At 37.2% G+C, this 17,564-nt stretch carries 14 protein-coding genes, 1 tRNA gene and 1 pseudogene; 1 reads left to right on the top strand and 15 read right to left on the bottom strand.

Translation table 11 applies throughout. The features are described 5' to 3' along the window. Positions 1–81 precede the first annotated feature (81 nt). The gene (locus tag BW721_RS08525) at positions 82–1,245 is read left to right on the top strand and encodes a tyrosine-type recombinase/integrase (protein ID WP_076767885.1); all 1,164 of its coding nucleotides are present in this window, start codon (positions 82–84) and stop codon (positions 1,243–1,245) included. Between the two features lie 106 nt (positions 1,246–1,351). On the opposite strand, the gene BW721_RS08520 is transcribed toward BW721_RS08525, so the two are convergent. From BW721_RS08520 to dnaA, 15 genes and pseudogenes are all read right to left on the bottom strand, one after another. Continuing rightward, positions 1,352–1,424: transfer RNA gene (locus tag BW721_RS08520), tRNA-Lys, on the bottom strand. A gap of 136 nt (positions 1,425–1,560) precedes the next feature. Beyond that, entirely contained in the window at positions 1,561–2,931 is a 1,371-nt protein-coding gene (gene dnaB, locus BW721_RS08515) for a replicative DNA helicase (RefSeq protein ID WP_076767883.1), read from the bottom strand. A gap of 166 nt (positions 2,932–3,097) precedes the next feature. After that, a complete protein-coding gene (gene rplI, locus BW721_RS08510; protein ID WP_076767881.1) occupies positions 3,098–3,550 on the bottom strand; it encodes a 50S ribosomal protein L9 in 453 nt (150 codons plus the stop codon). Next, positions 3,547–4,257, bottom strand: a pseudogene (locus BW721_RS08505) (DHHA1 domain-containing protein); the annotation flags it as partial. The pseudogene BW721_RS08505 and the gene rplI, both read right to left, overlap by 4 nt. A 254-nt stretch (positions 4,258–4,511) precedes the next feature. Beyond that, positions 4,512–5,579 (bottom strand): IS30 family transposase, encoded by a 1,068-nt coding sequence (locus BW721_RS08500; protein ID WP_076765119.1) that lies wholly within the window; start codon positions 5,577–5,579, stop codon positions 4,512–4,514. 66 nt (positions 5,580–5,645) lie between these two features. Then, positions 5,646–6,998, bottom strand: a complete 1,353-nt coding sequence (locus BW721_RS08495) for a DHH family phosphoesterase (RefSeq protein ID WP_076767878.1) — start codon at positions 6,996–6,998, stop codon at positions 5,646–5,648. 413 nt (positions 6,999–7,411) lie between these two features. Beyond that, the gene (gene rpsR / locus BW721_RS08490) at positions 7,412–7,657 is read right to left on the bottom strand and encodes a 30S ribosomal protein S18 (RefSeq protein ID WP_076767876.1); all 246 of its coding nucleotides are present in this window, start codon (positions 7,655–7,657) and stop codon (positions 7,412–7,414) included. Between the two features lie 39 nt (positions 7,658–7,696). Next, positions 7,697–8,227, bottom strand: a complete 531-nt coding sequence (gene ssb / locus BW721_RS08485; RefSeq protein ID WP_076767874.1) for a single-stranded DNA-binding protein — start codon at positions 8,225–8,227, stop codon at positions 7,697–7,699. Positions 8,228–8,266: 39 nt separating this feature from the next. Beyond that, positions 8,267–8,557, bottom strand: a complete 291-nt coding sequence (gene rpsF, locus BW721_RS08480; RefSeq protein ID WP_076767872.1) for a 30S ribosomal protein S6 — start codon at positions 8,555–8,557, stop codon at positions 8,267–8,269. 170 nt (positions 8,558–8,727) lie between these two features. Then, positions 8,728–11,298, bottom strand: coding sequence for a DNA gyrase subunit A (gene gyrA, locus BW721_RS08475; protein WP_076767871.1), 2,571 nt, complete (start codon positions 11,296–11,298; stop codon positions 8,728–8,730). Positions 11,299–11,317: 19 nt separating this feature from the next. Further along, positions 11,318–13,255, bottom strand: coding sequence for a DNA topoisomerase (ATP-hydrolyzing) subunit B (gyrB, locus tag BW721_RS08470; RefSeq protein ID WP_076767869.1), 1,938 nt, complete (start codon positions 13,253–13,255; stop codon positions 11,318–11,320). A gap of 4 nt (positions 13,256–13,259) precedes the next feature. Then, entirely contained in the window at positions 13,260–14,381 is a 1,122-nt protein-coding gene (gene recF, locus BW721_RS08465) for a DNA replication/repair protein RecF (RefSeq protein WP_076767867.1), read from the bottom strand. Continuing rightward, on the bottom strand, positions 14,378–14,626 hold the full coding sequence (gene yaaA / locus BW721_RS08460) for a S4 domain-containing protein YaaA (RefSeq protein ID WP_076767865.1): 249 nt from the start codon (positions 14,624–14,626) through the stop codon (positions 14,378–14,380). Before yaaA ends, recF begins: the two co-directional genes overlap by 4 nt. A gap of 256 nt (positions 14,627–14,882) precedes the next feature. Beyond that, on the bottom strand, positions 14,883–16,034 hold the full coding sequence (gene dnaN / locus BW721_RS08455) for a DNA polymerase III subunit beta (RefSeq protein WP_076767863.1): 1,152 nt from the start codon (positions 16,032–16,034) through the stop codon (positions 14,883–14,885). A 181-nt stretch (positions 16,035–16,215) separates the two neighbouring features. Beyond that, the gene (gene dnaA, locus BW721_RS08450; RefSeq protein WP_076767861.1) at positions 16,216–17,547 is read right to left on the bottom strand and encodes a chromosomal replication initiator protein DnaA; all 1,332 of its coding nucleotides are present in this window, start codon (positions 17,545–17,547) and stop codon (positions 16,216–16,218) included. Positions 17,548–17,564 lie beyond the last annotated feature (17 nt).

Genomic DNA, 17,564 nt, shown 5'->3' with positions numbered 1-17,564 from the left:
TGATTTCAAAAGTAATAAAAAAATAAAATATATCTTTCTTTATTCTTTATCCTTGGCTGGAATAGGAAAGGGAAGATAAACATGAGTAAGAAACAAGATGTTATTCAGGAATACACAAAAAAAGATGGTAGCAAGGCTTATATGTTCCAGCTCTATCTTGGTACTGATTCAATGACAGGGAAGCAAAAGAGGACCACTAGAAGAGGTTTTTCAAGTCGTAAAGAGGCCTTACTCGCTCGTTCAAGATTAATGGTTGAGGTAGAAGAAAACGGCCTTGAGCAGCAAAAAAAGATGTTGTTTAAAGATGTATATGAATTGTGGTTTGATTCGGCATATAAGAATACCGTTAAAGAGAGTACCTATGTTAAAACACAAGAGATGTTCCGCAATCATATCTTACCTGCTTTTGGTTCATACAGGGTTGATAAGATTACAATCAAGTATTGCCAGATAACAGTAAATGAATGGTGCGAGAAGCTCGCTAAATATCGTATGCTGAAGAATTATGTTACAAAGGTACTAGATTATGCTATCACGATAGAAACCCTTAAAAGCAATCCTATGCGCAAAATAACCATGCCTAAACGTAAAGAAGTTATCGATGAGGAAAAAGAAGAAAATTTTTATTCTAAAGAGGAACTAAAAACGTTTCTTAAACACGTTGAGAATGACTTTTATATTAAGTGGTATGCTATCTTCCGAACGTTGGCATTTACAGGCTTTCGTAAAGGCGAATTACTAGCTCTGCAATGGAAAGATATAAACTTTGAAGAAAGTACCATTACTGTTTCAAAGGCGTTGGCTAGGGGCGAAAATAACCGTCTCGTCATCCAATCACCTAAGAATAAATCTAGCGCTCGGACTATTTCAGTAGATCAAGTAACAATGGATGTTCTAAAGAAATGGAGAAAGCAGCAAGCAATCGATATGCTGAAGTTTGGCTTTAATACCATGAATCAAACACAAGCAGTCTTTACTACATTGGAAAATAAATACATTCAGCCAGCTAATACAACAAATCGTATCAATCAGATTATTGAACGTCATGGACTGAAAAAAATAACAGTTCATGGTTTAAGGCATACTCATTGCAGTTTGCTCTTTGAATCTGGTGCAGCAATTGAAGTTGTGAAAGAACGGCTTGGCCACTCTGACATTAAAACTACTATGAATATTTATACTCACGTTACAAAGGCTAGCATAGAAAAAACTGCTGATCAGTTTGCTAAATACGTCAATTTTTAGGCTATGCGTAGTCAATTACGTAGTCAATGCAAAAAAAACAAGCCTTAAATCATTGTGGGATTGGCTTCACATCAACGATTCAAGACTTATTAATTTTATTTTCGTATGGGTTATGGGGGGCTCGAACCCTCGACCCGCTGATTAAGAGTCAGCTGCTCTACCAACTGAGCTAATAACCCAATGACTAACAAAATAAATTTTACTCCTCTTTGGATTAAAATGCAATAATTTATGATAACCTTTTTTCTTTTTCTTATCATTAAATAGATAAAAATACGTCCTTTCTATACTACTATGAAGGACGTGTTTTCATAACTATTCTTGTTCTGGAATATAGGAGACAGAAGAGAATTTATTAAATTCTTTTTTGAATAAGAGTTTAACGGTTCCTCGTGATCCACTACGGTTTTTTTCTATAATAACTTCTACGATATTATTTTCGAATTCTGGTTCAGCAGCAGAGTCTTCTCCACCTTCACGTTCATAGTAATCTTCACGATAAAGAAAGGCTACGATGTCAGCATCTTGCTCAATTGATCCAGATTCACGAATATCACTTAGTACAGGTCGTTTATCTTGTCGTTGTTCAACACCACGTGATAATTGTGATAAGGCAATAACAGGTACTTTTAACTCTTTAGCGAGTTTCTTTAACTGACGGGAAATATCAGAAACCTCTTGCTGACGGCTCTCTTTGTTATTTCCTTCAATTAGCTGCAAGTAGTCGATAACAATTAATCCTAGTCCACCCTGTTCTTGCATCAATCGGCGGCTCTTTGCACGAATTTCTGCTATACGAATACCAGGTGTATCATCAATGAATATCTTAGATTGCCCTAATGTCGCCATAGCCATAATTAAATTAGACCATTCTTCTTCGCTCATCTGACCTGTTCTTAAGTGACCCGCATCAATATTTCCTTCCGCACATAACATCCGGTTAACGAGTGATTCAGCACCCATCTCTAAACTAAAGATGGCAACAACTTGATCTGCTTTAGTTGCTACATTTTGTGCAATATTTAAGGCAAATGCTGTTTTACCTACTGCGGGTCGGGCTGCTAAAATAATTAATTCTTCTTTTTGTAAACCAGCTGTCATTTTATCTAAAGCAATATATCCTGTTGGAATACCCGTTACATCGCCTGACTGTTGAGATAATAATTCAATATTTTGTAGGGATGTATTCACAACATCCGAGATACGAATAAATCCTGAACGATTCCGGCGTTCAGAGATTTGTAAAATAGTTTGCTCAGCACTATCTAAAATAACCGCTACCTGATCTGCTTCTTCGTAACCACTTTTAACAATATCGGTGGCTGAGTGAATCAGATTTCTCAAGATTGCTTTTTCTTCAACTATCTTCGCATAATACTCCACATTGGCTGCAGTCGGAACGATAGTCGCAATTTCAGCTAAATAAGCCAGACCACCAATGTTCTCTAATTGATCTTTGCTTTGTAATTCATTAGTTACGGTTACAACGTCAATCGGTTCGTTACGATTATATAATTGGACAATAACATCAAAAATAAGCTGATGACTTTTTTTGTAAAAATCGACAGCTACTAAGTATTCTAATACAGTTACAACTGAATCAGGATCAAGAAAGATAGAACCTAATACAGATTGCTCTGCTTCTGCACTATGGGGAGGTATTCGATTTTGGAAAGCTTCTTCCATATATATCTTCATCCTTCTACTCATTATTCAATAGCGACATGTCGCTTTGCCTTCTTATTGTACTCTAAAAAACCTGAGAAAACAATTGCCTAAAGTGAACACATGTTCCTGTTTTTGAAAAAGAAAGACGAGCAATATTCCACATGAAATATCGCTCGCCTATTCATTATTCAGCTACAACATGAACGGTTAAAGTAGCTGTTACTTCTGGGTGAAGACGGACTTCCATTCGTGTATAACCTAATGAACGAATTGGATTTGGCAAATTGATTTTACGTTTATCTAGCTTCACTCTATGTTGTTTGTTTAAGTGTTCTGCAACTTGTTTACTTGTAATTGATCCAAACAAACGATTATCTTCGCCTGCTTTTGCTGGGATGGTAATTGCTGTTTCTTCTTTTTCCAATAACGCTTTTAAATCTTGTGCCACTTGCAGTTCTTCGGCTGCTTTTTTATCTTCTGCTTTTTGTTGGCCTTTTAAAGCAGAAACACTTGAAGTGGTTGCTTCCTCAGCCAGACCATTTTTAAGAAGGAAATTATTTGCGTAACCATCTGCTACGTTTTTAATTTCACCTTTCTTACCTTTACCTTTTACATCTTTAAGAAAAATAACTCTCATCGTGTTTCTCCTTTCTCTTCTTCATCTTTTAAAACATCTTCTAATCGTTTTTTTGCCTCTGATACTGATACATTCTCTATTTGAGTAGCAGCATTCGATAGATGCCCGCCACCACCAAGTTTTTCCATAATTCTTTGGACATTGACTTTACTCAAACTTCTTGCGCTAATTCCGACACGACCATCCGTACGTTTAGTAATAACAAAGGATGCCTCTACGTCTTCCATTGAAAGCATAGTATCAGCAGTTTGCGCAGCTAGAACCGTATCGTATACTCTATCATCGGCACCATTCACAACTGCCATTCCTGGAACAACGAACTCCATCGTTTCAAGTAAATGACTTCTTTCTAAATAAGTATCCAAGTCCTCTTTTAAGGCTTCCTGAATTAACACGGTATCAGCGCCATTTGATTGCAAGTAACTTGCTGCATCGAATGTACGAGAACCTGTTCTCAAGCTAAAGTTTCGTGTATCTACTATAATACCTGCTAACATGGCGGTCGCTTCTATTTTGTTAATCGTATCAATGTCATTTGATTGGTATTCAAATAATTCTGTTATTAATTCAGAAGCAGATGATGCATAAGGCTCAATGTAAACCAAAACAGGATTATCAGGGAATTCTTGCCCTCTTCTGTGATGATCAATAATCACAACATTAGATGAAACGTCCATCAATTCTGGTGCTGGTATCATAGATGGTTTGTGAAGCTTAATTGCAATATCAAATGCATAAAAAATTTTAAAAACCTTTATAGACAGCGAATTACTCAATAATCCAGTATTACCAATGGTTTGAAGCCTTTGTTGGCAGTGTGTATTTCGTCCCTTACCATTTTTCAGGTGAGTTGTTGGTGGTTCTGACCCAAGAGAATAGGTTGGCTGAGTCAAGAGAAGGAGCGAAGCGGCTCTTGACTCAGCTAAGCTGTTCTCTTATCCTATAAAACCAACAAAATACCTTAAGCTGCTTGTAACTTAGCTAACTCTTCCTGCAGGCGTTCTGCAGGTGTTGCATAGCCCATTATTTTTCTCGGTCTGTCGTTGATCGTATTAGTTACTGCCAGTAAATGTGCATAAGACAATGGACGCAGAGTGACTCCCTTTGGGATAAATTCTCGGAGCATGCGGTTGTGCCTCTCGTTCGTTCCTTTCTCCCAAGAAGCATACGCATGAGTAAAGAAAACCTGAACATCTTCAGTAATGCCTTCGATAAGCGACAGACTTGAAAACTCAGATCCGTTATCAGTTGTTAGGGTCTTAAACTGTTCCAGTCCCTGTTTTCTCATCAAATCAAGAACACCTTTTTGAACCACTATGGCACCTTTTCCCCAAACTTTCTTCGTTAGACAGTAGCGGGTTTTCCGTTCAACCATAGTGATGATGACAGGCTCATTTTTTATTTTCTTGCCTAATACTAAATCGACTTCCCAATGCCCAAAATCTTCTCTAGAGAGTATTTCTGGATCGCGTTCTTCGATACTGCGACCTAAGTGCTTAGCGTTATGACCTTTCGGTTCCGAAACGTTTTTCTTGCGTGGCCGCATCCGGGTCTTCATAGGTAAATCGATATTACGGATTGGGAGTACGGCAGCATTGATCAAGGCGTAAACTGTTTTCGTGCATGGTACGTGTTCGTCAGGGTGCGATTTTCTGTAAGAGTGTACAAAAGTATCCACACTATGAATCCGTAACCCCTTCATGGGTGCTAGATTTTCAGGTAAGGCAGCAAGGAAAGCTGCAGAATATTTATGATGATTCCGCGCATGCGAGTTCTCACGATTTTCTTTGTAAACCCGAGCGCCTGAGGCGGCAATATACTGCTCGTAATAATTGTGTTGATAGTCAAGTTGGCGCGTTCTGCCGCGTTTCAACTCACGAGAAACAGTCGATTGGCTGACTCCTAATTCACGCGCCATCTCCGCTTGTTTATAGGTACCGATTTTAGCCATCTGTTCCAGCTTTCCCCGTTGAATATCAGTAAGGTGTGTGAAGGTGCGGTTTTCTATGATACAATTATTATTAGTCATGTAGATACCCCTTATACTTTTGGTTTGGTCGCTTATAAGTATATCGTATCTACATGATTTTTTCGTTTATTTCCTTATGCATTTCATTTTACAATTTACCGATGGTTTGTGAACATCAACAAGTGTAATGAGTGAGTTTTCTGTAATCATTTCTGCAGCTTTTTCTGGACCAATAATAGACTTAGAAATATTAGAATCCTTATCAATAACCGCCATCATTCGTCTAACATCTTTCGAAAGCTGTTCAGATTTCAGAACAATCCAAGCTTCTTTATTATTCATTTGAACAATTCGTCTGATTCCTAAGCAAGAGCCGATAACATCCATATCAGGATAATTATGGCCCATTACAAAAACTTGATCAGCATTGACGATCAATTCTTCCAACGCATGACTAATCATTCTCGCACGAATACGGGTCCGTTTTTCCATTGGATTAGTTTTCCCACCATAAAATCTAGCTTCATCATTTTCCGCTCTTACAACAACTTGATCGCCACCCCGTGCTAAAGCTAAATCAACATTAGCTTGGGCTAATTGAGCAATGTCTTTCCACCTCATCAAAACTTCTCCCGTACTATAGGAGAATCCCATACTTAGTGTCAGCGGGAAATTTTGCTTGTACGTTCGTTCTCTAATTTGATCAACAATCTCAAATTTGTTTTGCTCTAATTTTTGCAGTGTTTTTTTATTCATCAGGCCAATAAAGCGGTCATCATCCACGCGCTTTAAATAAACATTATTTATGTTAGCCCAATTTGTTAACTGGTTAGTAATATAGTTATTTACATTTGAACGTTTCCGGTCATTCATTGACTGAACTGCTTCATCATAATTATCTATGATGATATTTCCAAATACTAGACGTTCATCTTGATACTTTTCTTCAATCTTTGCATAGTCCGTAATATCCATTAAATAAAGAACGCCTATATCTTCCTGTATAACCATTTCGAAATAGCGGTCTCCCCATTTAACTTTAGTCATTTCATTATTCTTAAACTTCTCAATCCATTCGTACAGTTCAGAATCAACATCTTCAATTTTTCTTCCTAATATATCTTTGGTTTTAAAATACTTTAGGAGATAAGGGTTAGTCCATTGGATTTCTTGTGCCTCATTATATAACAAAATACCAATTGGCATTTGAATGAGAGCCTCTTGCTCACCCTTTTTAATACGATAGGATAAGTCAGATATATACTTGTTTGTTTCATCTATTAAATAGTCAGTTGAGTAATAGAAGAGTCCACCTACTATAAAAATGACAAATAGTAAAACTAAACCGATTTTCCAACTCGTTATAAAAGCTAATACGATAAAAAGAATCAATGAAATTAATAAAATATACGCTGGCACTTTAATTCGATTTGCACGTATGAATGGAGGAAGTTTTTCTATTTTTTCCCTTATTTTCATTGTTGCTCCTTTTCTCAAATTATTAGATTGTCTTTTATAATTTTACCACAATGCTTCTTTAATAGCCACATTCCAAGACAGCAACGAAATGTTTCACGTGAAACATTATTGGTTTTTACAACTTAAATTGTTTCACGTGAAACATTATTAGGAAGCGTTTTCTGTTATTTAAATAAATATCCACAACTCTCTTTATAAACATGTGGATAACTTTCCCTCTAACATATCATATCCTTAAGCTGACGGTCTTCTTTTATCTTTTTCCACATGTGGATATCTATCTCCCGCTTGCATAAAAAATCATTTAAGCTATGCAACGGACACATCAGATAGCAGCTAATATTTCTAACTGTCGTTACTATTTAGAATACAAAAAAGCAGCTAGGAGAAATCCTAGCTGCTTGAAGTTTTAATTATTCAGCAATCGTAAAAGGCATTAGAGCAATAATACGAGCACGTTTAATTGAAACTGTTAAAGTTCTTTGGTGTTTAGCACATGTACCTGTTACACGACGAGGTAAGATTTTACCTTTCTCAGATACATAGCGTTTTAATAGATCTACATCTTTGTAATCTACATGATCAATATGATTTGCGCAGAAATGACATACTTTTTTACGTCTACGTCCTCCGCGACGACCACCACGTTGTTGAGCCATGTTTGTTTTCCTCCTTTTTTAACCTATTCTTACTTTAGACTAGAATGGCAAATCATCATCTGAAATGTCAATTGATTGTCCGCTTGATAAGAATGGATCATCATTCGAATTGTAATCACTAAAGTTATTTTGAGATTGGTTAGAGTAAGACTGATTATTATAAGAGTTGTTTTGGTTAGATTGGTGAGAATTATTATTACCTTGGAATCCGCCGCTATTAGCTTCTCCTCTTGGTCTTTGCTCAGTAACGTTTCTTGACTCTAATAGAGTAAAGTTCTCGACAACAATTTCAGTAACGTATACGCGTTGTCCTTGTTGGTTTTCATAGTTTCTAGTTTGAATTCGTCCTTGAATACCTACTAGAGAACCTTTGCGAGTGAAATTAGCAAAGTTTTCCGCTGATTTTCTCCAAATAACACAGTTAATAAAATCAGTTTCTTTTTCACCTTGTTGATTTTTGAATTGACGATCAACAGCGATTGAAAAAGATCCTACTGCAGTGCCACTTGATGTATAGCGTAAATCTACATCTTTGGTCAATCTTCCTGTTAATACAACATTATTAATCATTAAATGCTTACCCCCTTAAAATGTTTCACGTGGAACATTTTATGCTTCTTCTTTAACGATAATGTGACGAAGAATGTCATTATTGATTTTCGCTAAACGGTCAAATTCGTTAATCGATTCAGCAGTTTCAGATTTAATTTTCACGATATGGTAGATACCTTCGCGGAAATCGTTAATCTCATATGCTAAACGACGTTTTGACCAGTCTTTTGATTCAATAATTTCTGCACCATTATCAGTTAAGATTGCGTCAAAGCGCGCTACCAATTCAGCTTTAGCAGCTTCTTCGATGTTAGGACGGATAATGTAGTTAATTTCGTATTGAGTCATTATGACTGTCACCTCCTTATGGACTTTTGGCTCTTACATTTTGTAAAAGCAAGGAGAGTATTCGTAAATACTCACGTCTTAAAATTATAGCACCTCAATCAATAAATTGCAAGTTTTTTCTTAAATTAAAAAGCAAACCTGTGATAAGCAGGTTTGCTTTTTAATATTTATTATTCTTCGTCTTCAAACAGACTATCCGCAAAATTTTGCATGTCTGTTTTAATTTGTTCTGAATCATTTTGAACAGTTGCTTGTTCTTCAGTTACAGATCCTTCAATCTCTTCTGTTTCCTCTTCTTCCGGTTCAACAACAGCCATCGTTGATACTTTAGAACCATCATCTAGACGGATTAAACGAACGCCTAACGTTGCTCGACCAATTTCTGATACATCTTTAGCATGGAAACGAATCATCACGCCTGCGTCAGTAATAATCATGATATCTTCGTCTTCACGTACAGTCGCAAGACCAACTAGATTACCATTTTTCTCAGTAACATTAACGGTCTTAATTCCTTTACCGCCACGGCCTTTAATCGCATATTCATCGATAGATGTCCGTTTACCATAACCATTTTCGGTAATCGCTAAGACTTTTGTTCCTTCTTCTAGGAGATCCATACCAACAACAAAGTCCTCGTCACGTAATTTAGCTCCACGGACACCTGTAGCGGTACGTCCCATAGCTCGAACATCATTTTCATCAAAGCTGACTGAGTAGCCAAAATGCGTACCTATGATGATTTTCTTAGTACCGTCAGTCAAGGCTACTTTGATTAATTCATCATTTTCATTTAAGTTAATCGCACGTAGTCCATTTTGACGGATATTACGGAATTCAGTTGTTTCTGTCCGTTTTACAACACCTTGTCTAGTTGCAAAGAAGAGATACTCGCCTTCTTTCGGTCCATTACCACGTAGATTAATAATGGTCTGGATTTTTTCATTAGCATCCAGATTCAACAAGTTAATAATTGGCAATCCCTTAGCTTGACGACCATACTCTGGGATTTCATATCCTTTATTACGGTATACTTTCCCTTGATTAGAGAAGTAAAGGAGGTTGTCGTGTGTTGATGCTGTAATCAGTGTTTCGATAAAGTCATCATCGTGGATTCCCATACCTTGGACACCACGACCACCACGACGTTGCGCTCTAAATTCGCTGCTTGGTAGGCGTTTAATGTAACCATTATGAGTTAGAGTAATCACGACTTCTTCTTCTTCGATTAAGTCTTCGTCTTCTAGTGACAGAACTTCACCGACTAATAACTCTGTTCTTCTGTCATCACCAAAACGCTCTTGGATTTCTAGTAGCTCTTCTTCAATGATTTCAAAAATACGCTGTTCGCTAGCAAGAATATCAGCTAAATCGCGGATTAACGTCATCAAGTCGTTATATTCACCTTCGATTTTATCACGTTCTAAGCCTGTTAAGCGAACCATACGCATATCTAAAATAGCTTGAGCTTGACGATCAGTTAGACCATAATCCTCAATAAATTTTTGTTTAGCGACATCACCACTTGGTGAGCTTCTTAAAATATTAACGATTTCGTCAATATGGTCAAGGGCAATTCTTAACCCTTCTAAAATGTGAGCACGAGCTTCTGCCTTTCTCTTATCGTATTCTGTACGACGGCGGATAACTACTTTCTGATGCTCCAAATAGTGAGATAAGATGCTCTTCAAGCTTAATGTTTCTGGAATACCATTCACAATGGCCAACATATTGAAGCCAAATGATGATTGAAGTGGTGTTAACTTGTAAAGGTTATTTAAAATAACGGATGCACTCACATCACGTCTCACATCAATAACGATACGCATTCCTTCACGGTCTGACTCATCAGCCAAGTCAGTAATTCCTTCAATTCGCTTTTCACGTGCTAACTCAGCAATTCGTTCAACCAATTTTGCTTTATTAACCACATACGGCAATTCAGTAATTAAAATACGTTCTTTACCATTTTTCAAATTCTCAATCTCAACGCGACCACGGACAATAATAGAACCGCGACCAGTTTCATAGGCTTTACGGATACCCGATTTACCCATTACAATCCCACCAGTTGGGAAATCTGGTCCTGGTAATGCCTCCATCAAATCAGCTGTTGTTGCATCTGGATTTTTCATCAAGATATGGAGCGCTGAAATAACTTCTGTTAAGTTATGAGGCGGGATGTTTGTTGCCATACCTACTGCGATACCAGAAGCACCGTTAACCAATAAGTTAGGGAAGCGAGCTGGTAAAACATCTGGCTCTCGCTCTGTACCATCATAGTTTTCATGGTAATCAATCGTATCTTTGTTGATGTCCCTTAACATTTCAAGGGCTAATTTAGACATTCTTGCTTCCGTATAACGCATAGCGGCAGCACCGTCACCATCGATAGAACCAAAGTTTCCATGACCATCAACTAAAAGATAGCGGTAACTAAAATCTTGTGCCATCCGTACCATTGATTCGTAAATCGCACTGTCACCGTGAGGATGGTATTTACCCATAACATCCCCAACAATACGTGCAGATTTTTTATGTGTTTTATCAGGGGTAATCCCTAATTCGTTCATTCCATATAAGATACGGCGGTGAACAGGTTTCAAACCATCTCGGACATCTGGAAGGGCACGAGAGACAATAACACTCATGGCATATTCTAAGAATGACGTACGCATCTCTTTACTAAGTTCGCGGACTTCCATTCCAGAGTCTAGATTTTTATTTTCTTCTTCACTCATTTAATTAACCTGCTCCTTCCTAAACATCTAGATTTTCAACGTATTCAGCATTATCTTGGATAAAGTTACGGCGTGGTTCAACCTTTTCACCCATCAACATACTCAACACAGCATCTGCTTCAATAGCATCAGCCACTGAGACTTGTGCAAAGCGACGGTTTTCTGGGTTCATGGTTGTTTCCCATAATTGTTCTGCATCCATCTCACCTAACCCTTTGTAACGTTGGATAGATGGTTTTGGACTTGCTGGAATAGTCGCTAAATACTGATCTAATTCTTCTTGTGATTGTAAGTAAACTTCTTTTTTACCTTGCTTAACTTGGAACAATGGTGGCTGTGCGATATAAACATAACCTGCTTCAACTAATGGGCGCATGTAGCGATAAAACAAGGTTAATAATAGCGTTCGAATGTGAGCACCATCCACGTCCGCATCCGTCATAATAACAAGTTTGTGGTATCTAGATTTGCTAACATCGAACTCAGCACCAAAGCCTGTTCCCATAGCTGTAAAGAGCGAACGAATTTCCTCGTTAGCTAAAATACGATCTAGTGATGCTTTTTCAACGTTTAGAATTTTACCGCGAATTGGCAAAATCGCTTGGAAAATACGAGAACGTCCTTGTTTAGCAGAACCACCCGCAGAATCCCCCTCTACGATAAATAATTCTGATTTTGAAGGATCTTTGCTTGAACAGTCTGCTAGCTTACCTGGCAAGTTACTGATTTCTAGTCCACTCTTCTTACGTGTTACTTCACGAGCACGCTTAGCTGCCAGACGTGCTTTGGCCGCCAAAATGCCCTTCTCAACGATTTGACGAGCTACTTGAGGGTTTTCCATTAAGAACTTATCAAAGGTGCTTGAGAAGAGACGATCTGTGATTGTACGCGCTTCAGAGTTTCCAAGTTTTGTTTTAGTTTGCCCTTCAAATTGAGGATCAGGATGTTTAATCGACAATACCATTGTCAATCCTTCACGCACATCTTCCCCACTTAGGTTTTCCTCGTTATCCTTCATGATTTTTGATTTTCTTGCATAATCATTAATCACTCGGGTCAGTGCTGTCTTAACGCCCGATTCGTGAGTTCCACCTTCATAGGTATGAATATTGTTAGCGAAACTAAACAAACTTGTATGATAGCCGTCTGTATATTGCAATGCAACTTCAACTTGAATGTCATCTTGAACATCTTCCACATAGATAATGTCATCGAATAATGGTCGTTTATTTTGATTTAAGTATTCCACATAACTACGAATACCACCTTCGTAGTAGTAGTTACTAGTCACTTCTTTTTCAGGACGTCTGTCTGTAATTGAAATATTTAAACCCTTGTTCAAGAAGGCTAATTCGCGAACACGAACCGCTAATTTTTCATATTCAAAGACGGTTGTTTCTGTAAAAATTTCAGGGTCCGGCCAAAATTGAACAACTGTACCATGCTCAGTTGTTTCGCCAACCACTGTTAAGTCAGTCATAATTTCGCCACGTTCATAGCGTTGTTTGTAGATTTTACCGTTTTTATAAACTTGAACAATTAATTTTTCAGAAAGAGCATTTACAACTGATGCTCCTACCCCATGAAGTCCACCTGAAACCTTATAACCGCCACCACCGAATTTACCTCCTGCGTGTAGGACTGTATAAACTGTTTCAACGGCTGGACGACCTGTATTAGCTTGGATATCAACTGGGATTCCACGACCATCATCTGAAACGATGATACTGTTATCTTCTTCAATTGAGATTTTAATGGTTGAAGCGAATCCAGCCAAAGCCTCATCAATCGAATTATCAACGATTTCCCATACTAAATGGTGCAATCCTGCTGCACTAGTCGCACCAATGTACATACCAGGACGTTTACGAACAGCTTCTAACCCTTCAAGTACTTGAATCTGACTGGCATCATATGCTTGAGCCAATTCTGCTTTTTCTTTTTCAAATTCTGTCATGCTCTTATGCACCTTCCTTTTCAACTTTTCCTGCTTCTATATAAAAAATGGTTGGTTCTTCAATTTTATTACGTTTCACACCATCTAAGCTTGGTGTTGTTAAAAAGGTCTGGACTTTTTTCTCAATTGTTTTTAAAAGATGCGTTTGTCGACTATCATCTAGTTCTGATAAGACATCATCTAATAAAAGAATCGGATACTCACCCAAAACCTCCTTCATACATTCTATTTCTGCTAATTTCAAACTCAAAACAGTGGTTCGCTGCTGACCTTGTGAGCCAAATTGATGAATATTCTTGTCATTAACATAAAAAACCAAATCATCACGGTGCGGACCAAATAAAGTTGTCGCCTGTTCGAGTTCACGCTGCTTCACTCTTTCTTGCTCTTCAAGTAATAAAAGGAAAATAGCATCTTTCGTCATATTATTTTCAAAAGTAATAGGTGATTTATAGCGAATTTTTAAATGCTCTTTTTCATCTGATATTTGATGATGAATAGAATCTGCCCATTTTTCTAGTTGTTTAATAAAGCTTAACCGAGCTTCAATAATTGAAGCTCCTAGCGTTGCTAGTTGTTCGGTTAAAACTTCCAAATAAACCTTATCTGATACTTTTCTAGTTAATAGCTGCTTTAAATACGTATTCCGTTGTTTTAACAGCCGTTGATATTGGACCAGGTTATGCAGATAAATATGACTCATCTGGCCAAGTTCCATATCTAAAAACTTACGACGACGGTTTGGTGAGCCTTTGACTAGCTCCAAATCTTCTGGTGCAAATAAAACGACATTCAGGGTCCCCACATAATCACTCAGGCGTTTTTGTTCAAGGTGATTAATTTTAGCTATCTTTCCTTTTTTAGAAAAGGTTAGCTCTAATGGGTAATCTGCATGTCTTTTTTCGACATTACCAGTAATTTGTGCTTGCTCTTGTTGCCATTGAATCATTTCTTTCTCGTTAGAAGTACGCGGACTCCTTGCCATCGACAAGGCGTAAATCGCCTCCATTAAATTAGTCTTACCCTGAGCATTCTCACCAAGGAAAACATTTATCCCCCTAGAAAAGGGAACAGATAGTTCTGAATAATTCCGGAAATTACGAAGTGTAATCTCTTTTAAAATCATAATTCTGAGCCATCATCTGTCGCTTGGTTATTTCGTTGAACGATAAACGTTCCTGCATCAGGAATCTCTACAACAGAACCTGGATAGATTTTTTTACCACGGCGGTTTTCTTTTTCACTATCAACCATGACAGCATATTCCGCTAAGTACCATTTAGCCATTCCACCACTTGAGATCACATTGACATGTTTTAATAATTGACCCAGTGTTATGAAATCATCATCAATAGACACAATATTTTTCAAGGAATTCACCCATTTCCATTAAAATAAGCGTGGAAACCGTTGAATCCACGCAACATATTTACTACTATAGTATACCCTTTTTTTGTGAAAAATTCAAATAAATGGCAAAAAAACGCCTTTTATAAGGTTTTAACACTTAAACGACTAAAACATTATAAGTGTTGATTTAAAAACCTAAGGCGCTAAATTTGATAGATAAAGCTAATAATAATAAAAAAGGAAGTTGCATAAACAGTTGCAACTTCCTTTCATTTCATTAATACGTTCGAACAGGTGTAATTAATTGAATAAAAGCTTGCTCAATGTCTGTATGGTTATCCACTGGAACGACTGTAAATGGTCGAATTGGAGCTGTAAAGCTAACCATAACATCTTGGTGACCAAATGTACGAAGAGCATCTTTCAAATAATCTGGGTTAAATGAAATAACCAAAGGCTCACCGTTCGCTTCTTGATACTGTAAATCTTCACGAACGGTTCCGATTTCTGGTGAATTACCGGATAATTCCACTTTTTCGTCTGAAATAGACAGTTTAACCACATTATTTTTACCTTCATGTGATAACAATGACGCACGATCAGTTGCTTGTAGTAAATCCGCTGCGTTCATCACTAAGTTAGTTGAAGATGTTGTTGGAATAAGACGATTTGTATCTGGATAGTAGCCTTCTAACAGGCGTGAATAGAAGTAAAGGTTCTCAGCTTTAAACAGAACCTGGTTTTCAGTCACCATCATATCAATCGTATCTTGATCTTCAACAATACGAGATAATTCAATCAAACTTTTACCAGGAATAATCACTTTATAGCTGTTTTCACTGAGTGATTCTGGAATATTGATTGGAATAATCCGTTGACTCAAGCGGTGGCTATCGGTTGCAACTGCTTTTAAGGTGCCATTCTCAATGGTGATGTTGACACCTGTCAAGATTGGTCTACTTTCTTGCGTAGATGTAGCAATAACAGTGTGTTGAATCACTTGTTTGAATAGATTAGTTGGTAAGCTGATTACTTCATTTGAATCTATTGTTGGGAAGTTTGGATAACTTTCAACATCAATACTATTGATTTTAAAGGCTGCATTCGCCGATGTAATGTGGGTTTGTAAATTATCGCCCACTTCAATCGTTAACTTTTCATCAGACATTTTACGAACAATGTCGTTAAAAATACGTGCTGGGAGGACAATGCCTCCCTCTTTAATAATTTCTAAATCATTGGATTCATCTTCTATTGGAATAAAAATTTCAATAGAAATATCTGAATCACTACCACTTAGCATAAGTCCTGTTTTATCAGCTACCATTTTAATACCTGTCAGAACAGGGATGGTTGTTCTTGAAGAGATGGCTCTTTGAACGTCAGTTATATATTTTATGAAAGCTGGTCGATTAATATTAAACTTCATTTTATTTGCTTCCCTCCGTTTAAATTAGATTAAATAAAAAATAGTAGTAGTAGTAGGGCATGTTAGTACTGTGGAAAACAAAATAAACCCTTAGATAGACAAAGTTTTCCACTTGTGGATAAGTTGTGCGTAAGTTTAGGTATAATTTAAAAGATGTCCACAGGCGAAAAAAGCCTCTTTTCTACATATTTTTCAATGTTTCCTTTATTGTATCAATTTCTTGTTTCATAGTAACGTCTTTTGGTAGAGAATTTGAAATTTTATCGTAGGCATGGAGAACAGTTGTATGATCCTTGCCGCCAAATTCTGTTCCAATTTTTGGAAGAGAGCTGTCTGTTAACTCACGAGAGAGATACATAGCGATTTGACGCGGGACAACAATTCCTTTTGTCCGTTTTTTCCCTTTTAATTCTTCAATCGTGACATGGTAGAACTTCGCAACGGTTTGTTGGATGGTATAAATAGACAAAGCTTTCGGTTTATCCGTTGGTAAAATACTTTTTAGAGCATCTGCTGCTAAACTGGTTGAAATGTCTTTGCCTTGAATAGCTGAAAAAGCTTGTACTCTGACAAGAGCACCTTCTAATTCACGAATATTTGAATCGATTTGCCCAGCAATATAGCTTAATGTATCATCCGGAATCTCTAATCGTTCGCTGTTGGCTTTGTTTCTTAAAATTGCAATCCGTGTTTCTAAATCGGGCGGTGTAATATCGACTGATAGACCCCAAGCGAAACGCGATACTAAACGTTCTTGCAATTTTGGAATTTCATTTGGCAAACGATCACTCGTTAGCACAATTTGTTTTCTTTCATCATATAAAGCATTAAATGTATGGAAAAATTCCTCTTGCGTTCCCTCTTTATCTGCAAAAAATTGAATATCATCAACTAATAGTAGGTCGACACTGCGGTATTCATTACGGAACTGTTCTTGTGTTCTGTTTTGAATCGAATTGATAAAATCATTTGCGAATGTCTCACTGCTGACGTATTTTACTTTAGCATTTGGGCGGAGCTGCAACATTTGATGACCAATCGCATGCATCAAATGTGTTTTTCCTAAACCAACGCCACCATAGAAAAATAGTGGATTATAAATGGTACCTGGTTCTTCAGCAACAACTAAGGCTGCTGCATGGGCCATTTGGTTTCCTTTTCCAATAACAAATGTATCAAAGGTGTATTTCGTATTTAATAAAGCTTGTTTAAAAGGTACTTTCGCTTCATTTTTAGTTTTTTCTTGTTTTAATGCAGGAACATCTTCGTTTTTAAGCATAAAAATAGGTGAAATTTCTTTACCGCTAAATTCATAGATGCCTTCTACAACACGAGTTGCTAAATTGTTCTGCCAATAGTCTTTATGTAGTGAAGATGGTACTTCAATAATAATATTTGATTCCGTTAAACGAATTGGAACGGCACTATCAATCCAGGTATCGTAGCTGACTTTGGATAATGATTCTTTGAATTTTTCTTGCAAGTATTGCCACAGTGAATATATATCTTCCAATAGGAGCTTCCTCCTTC

This window comes from Jeotgalibaca sp. PTS2502, from assembly GCF_001975685.1.
Taxonomy (GTDB): domain Bacteria; phylum Bacillota; class Bacilli; order Lactobacillales; family Aerococcaceae; genus Jeotgalibaca; species Jeotgalibaca arthritidis.
Note: the sequence above shows the minus strand (reverse complement) of the source record. Positions and strands in the feature narration are given on the sequence as shown.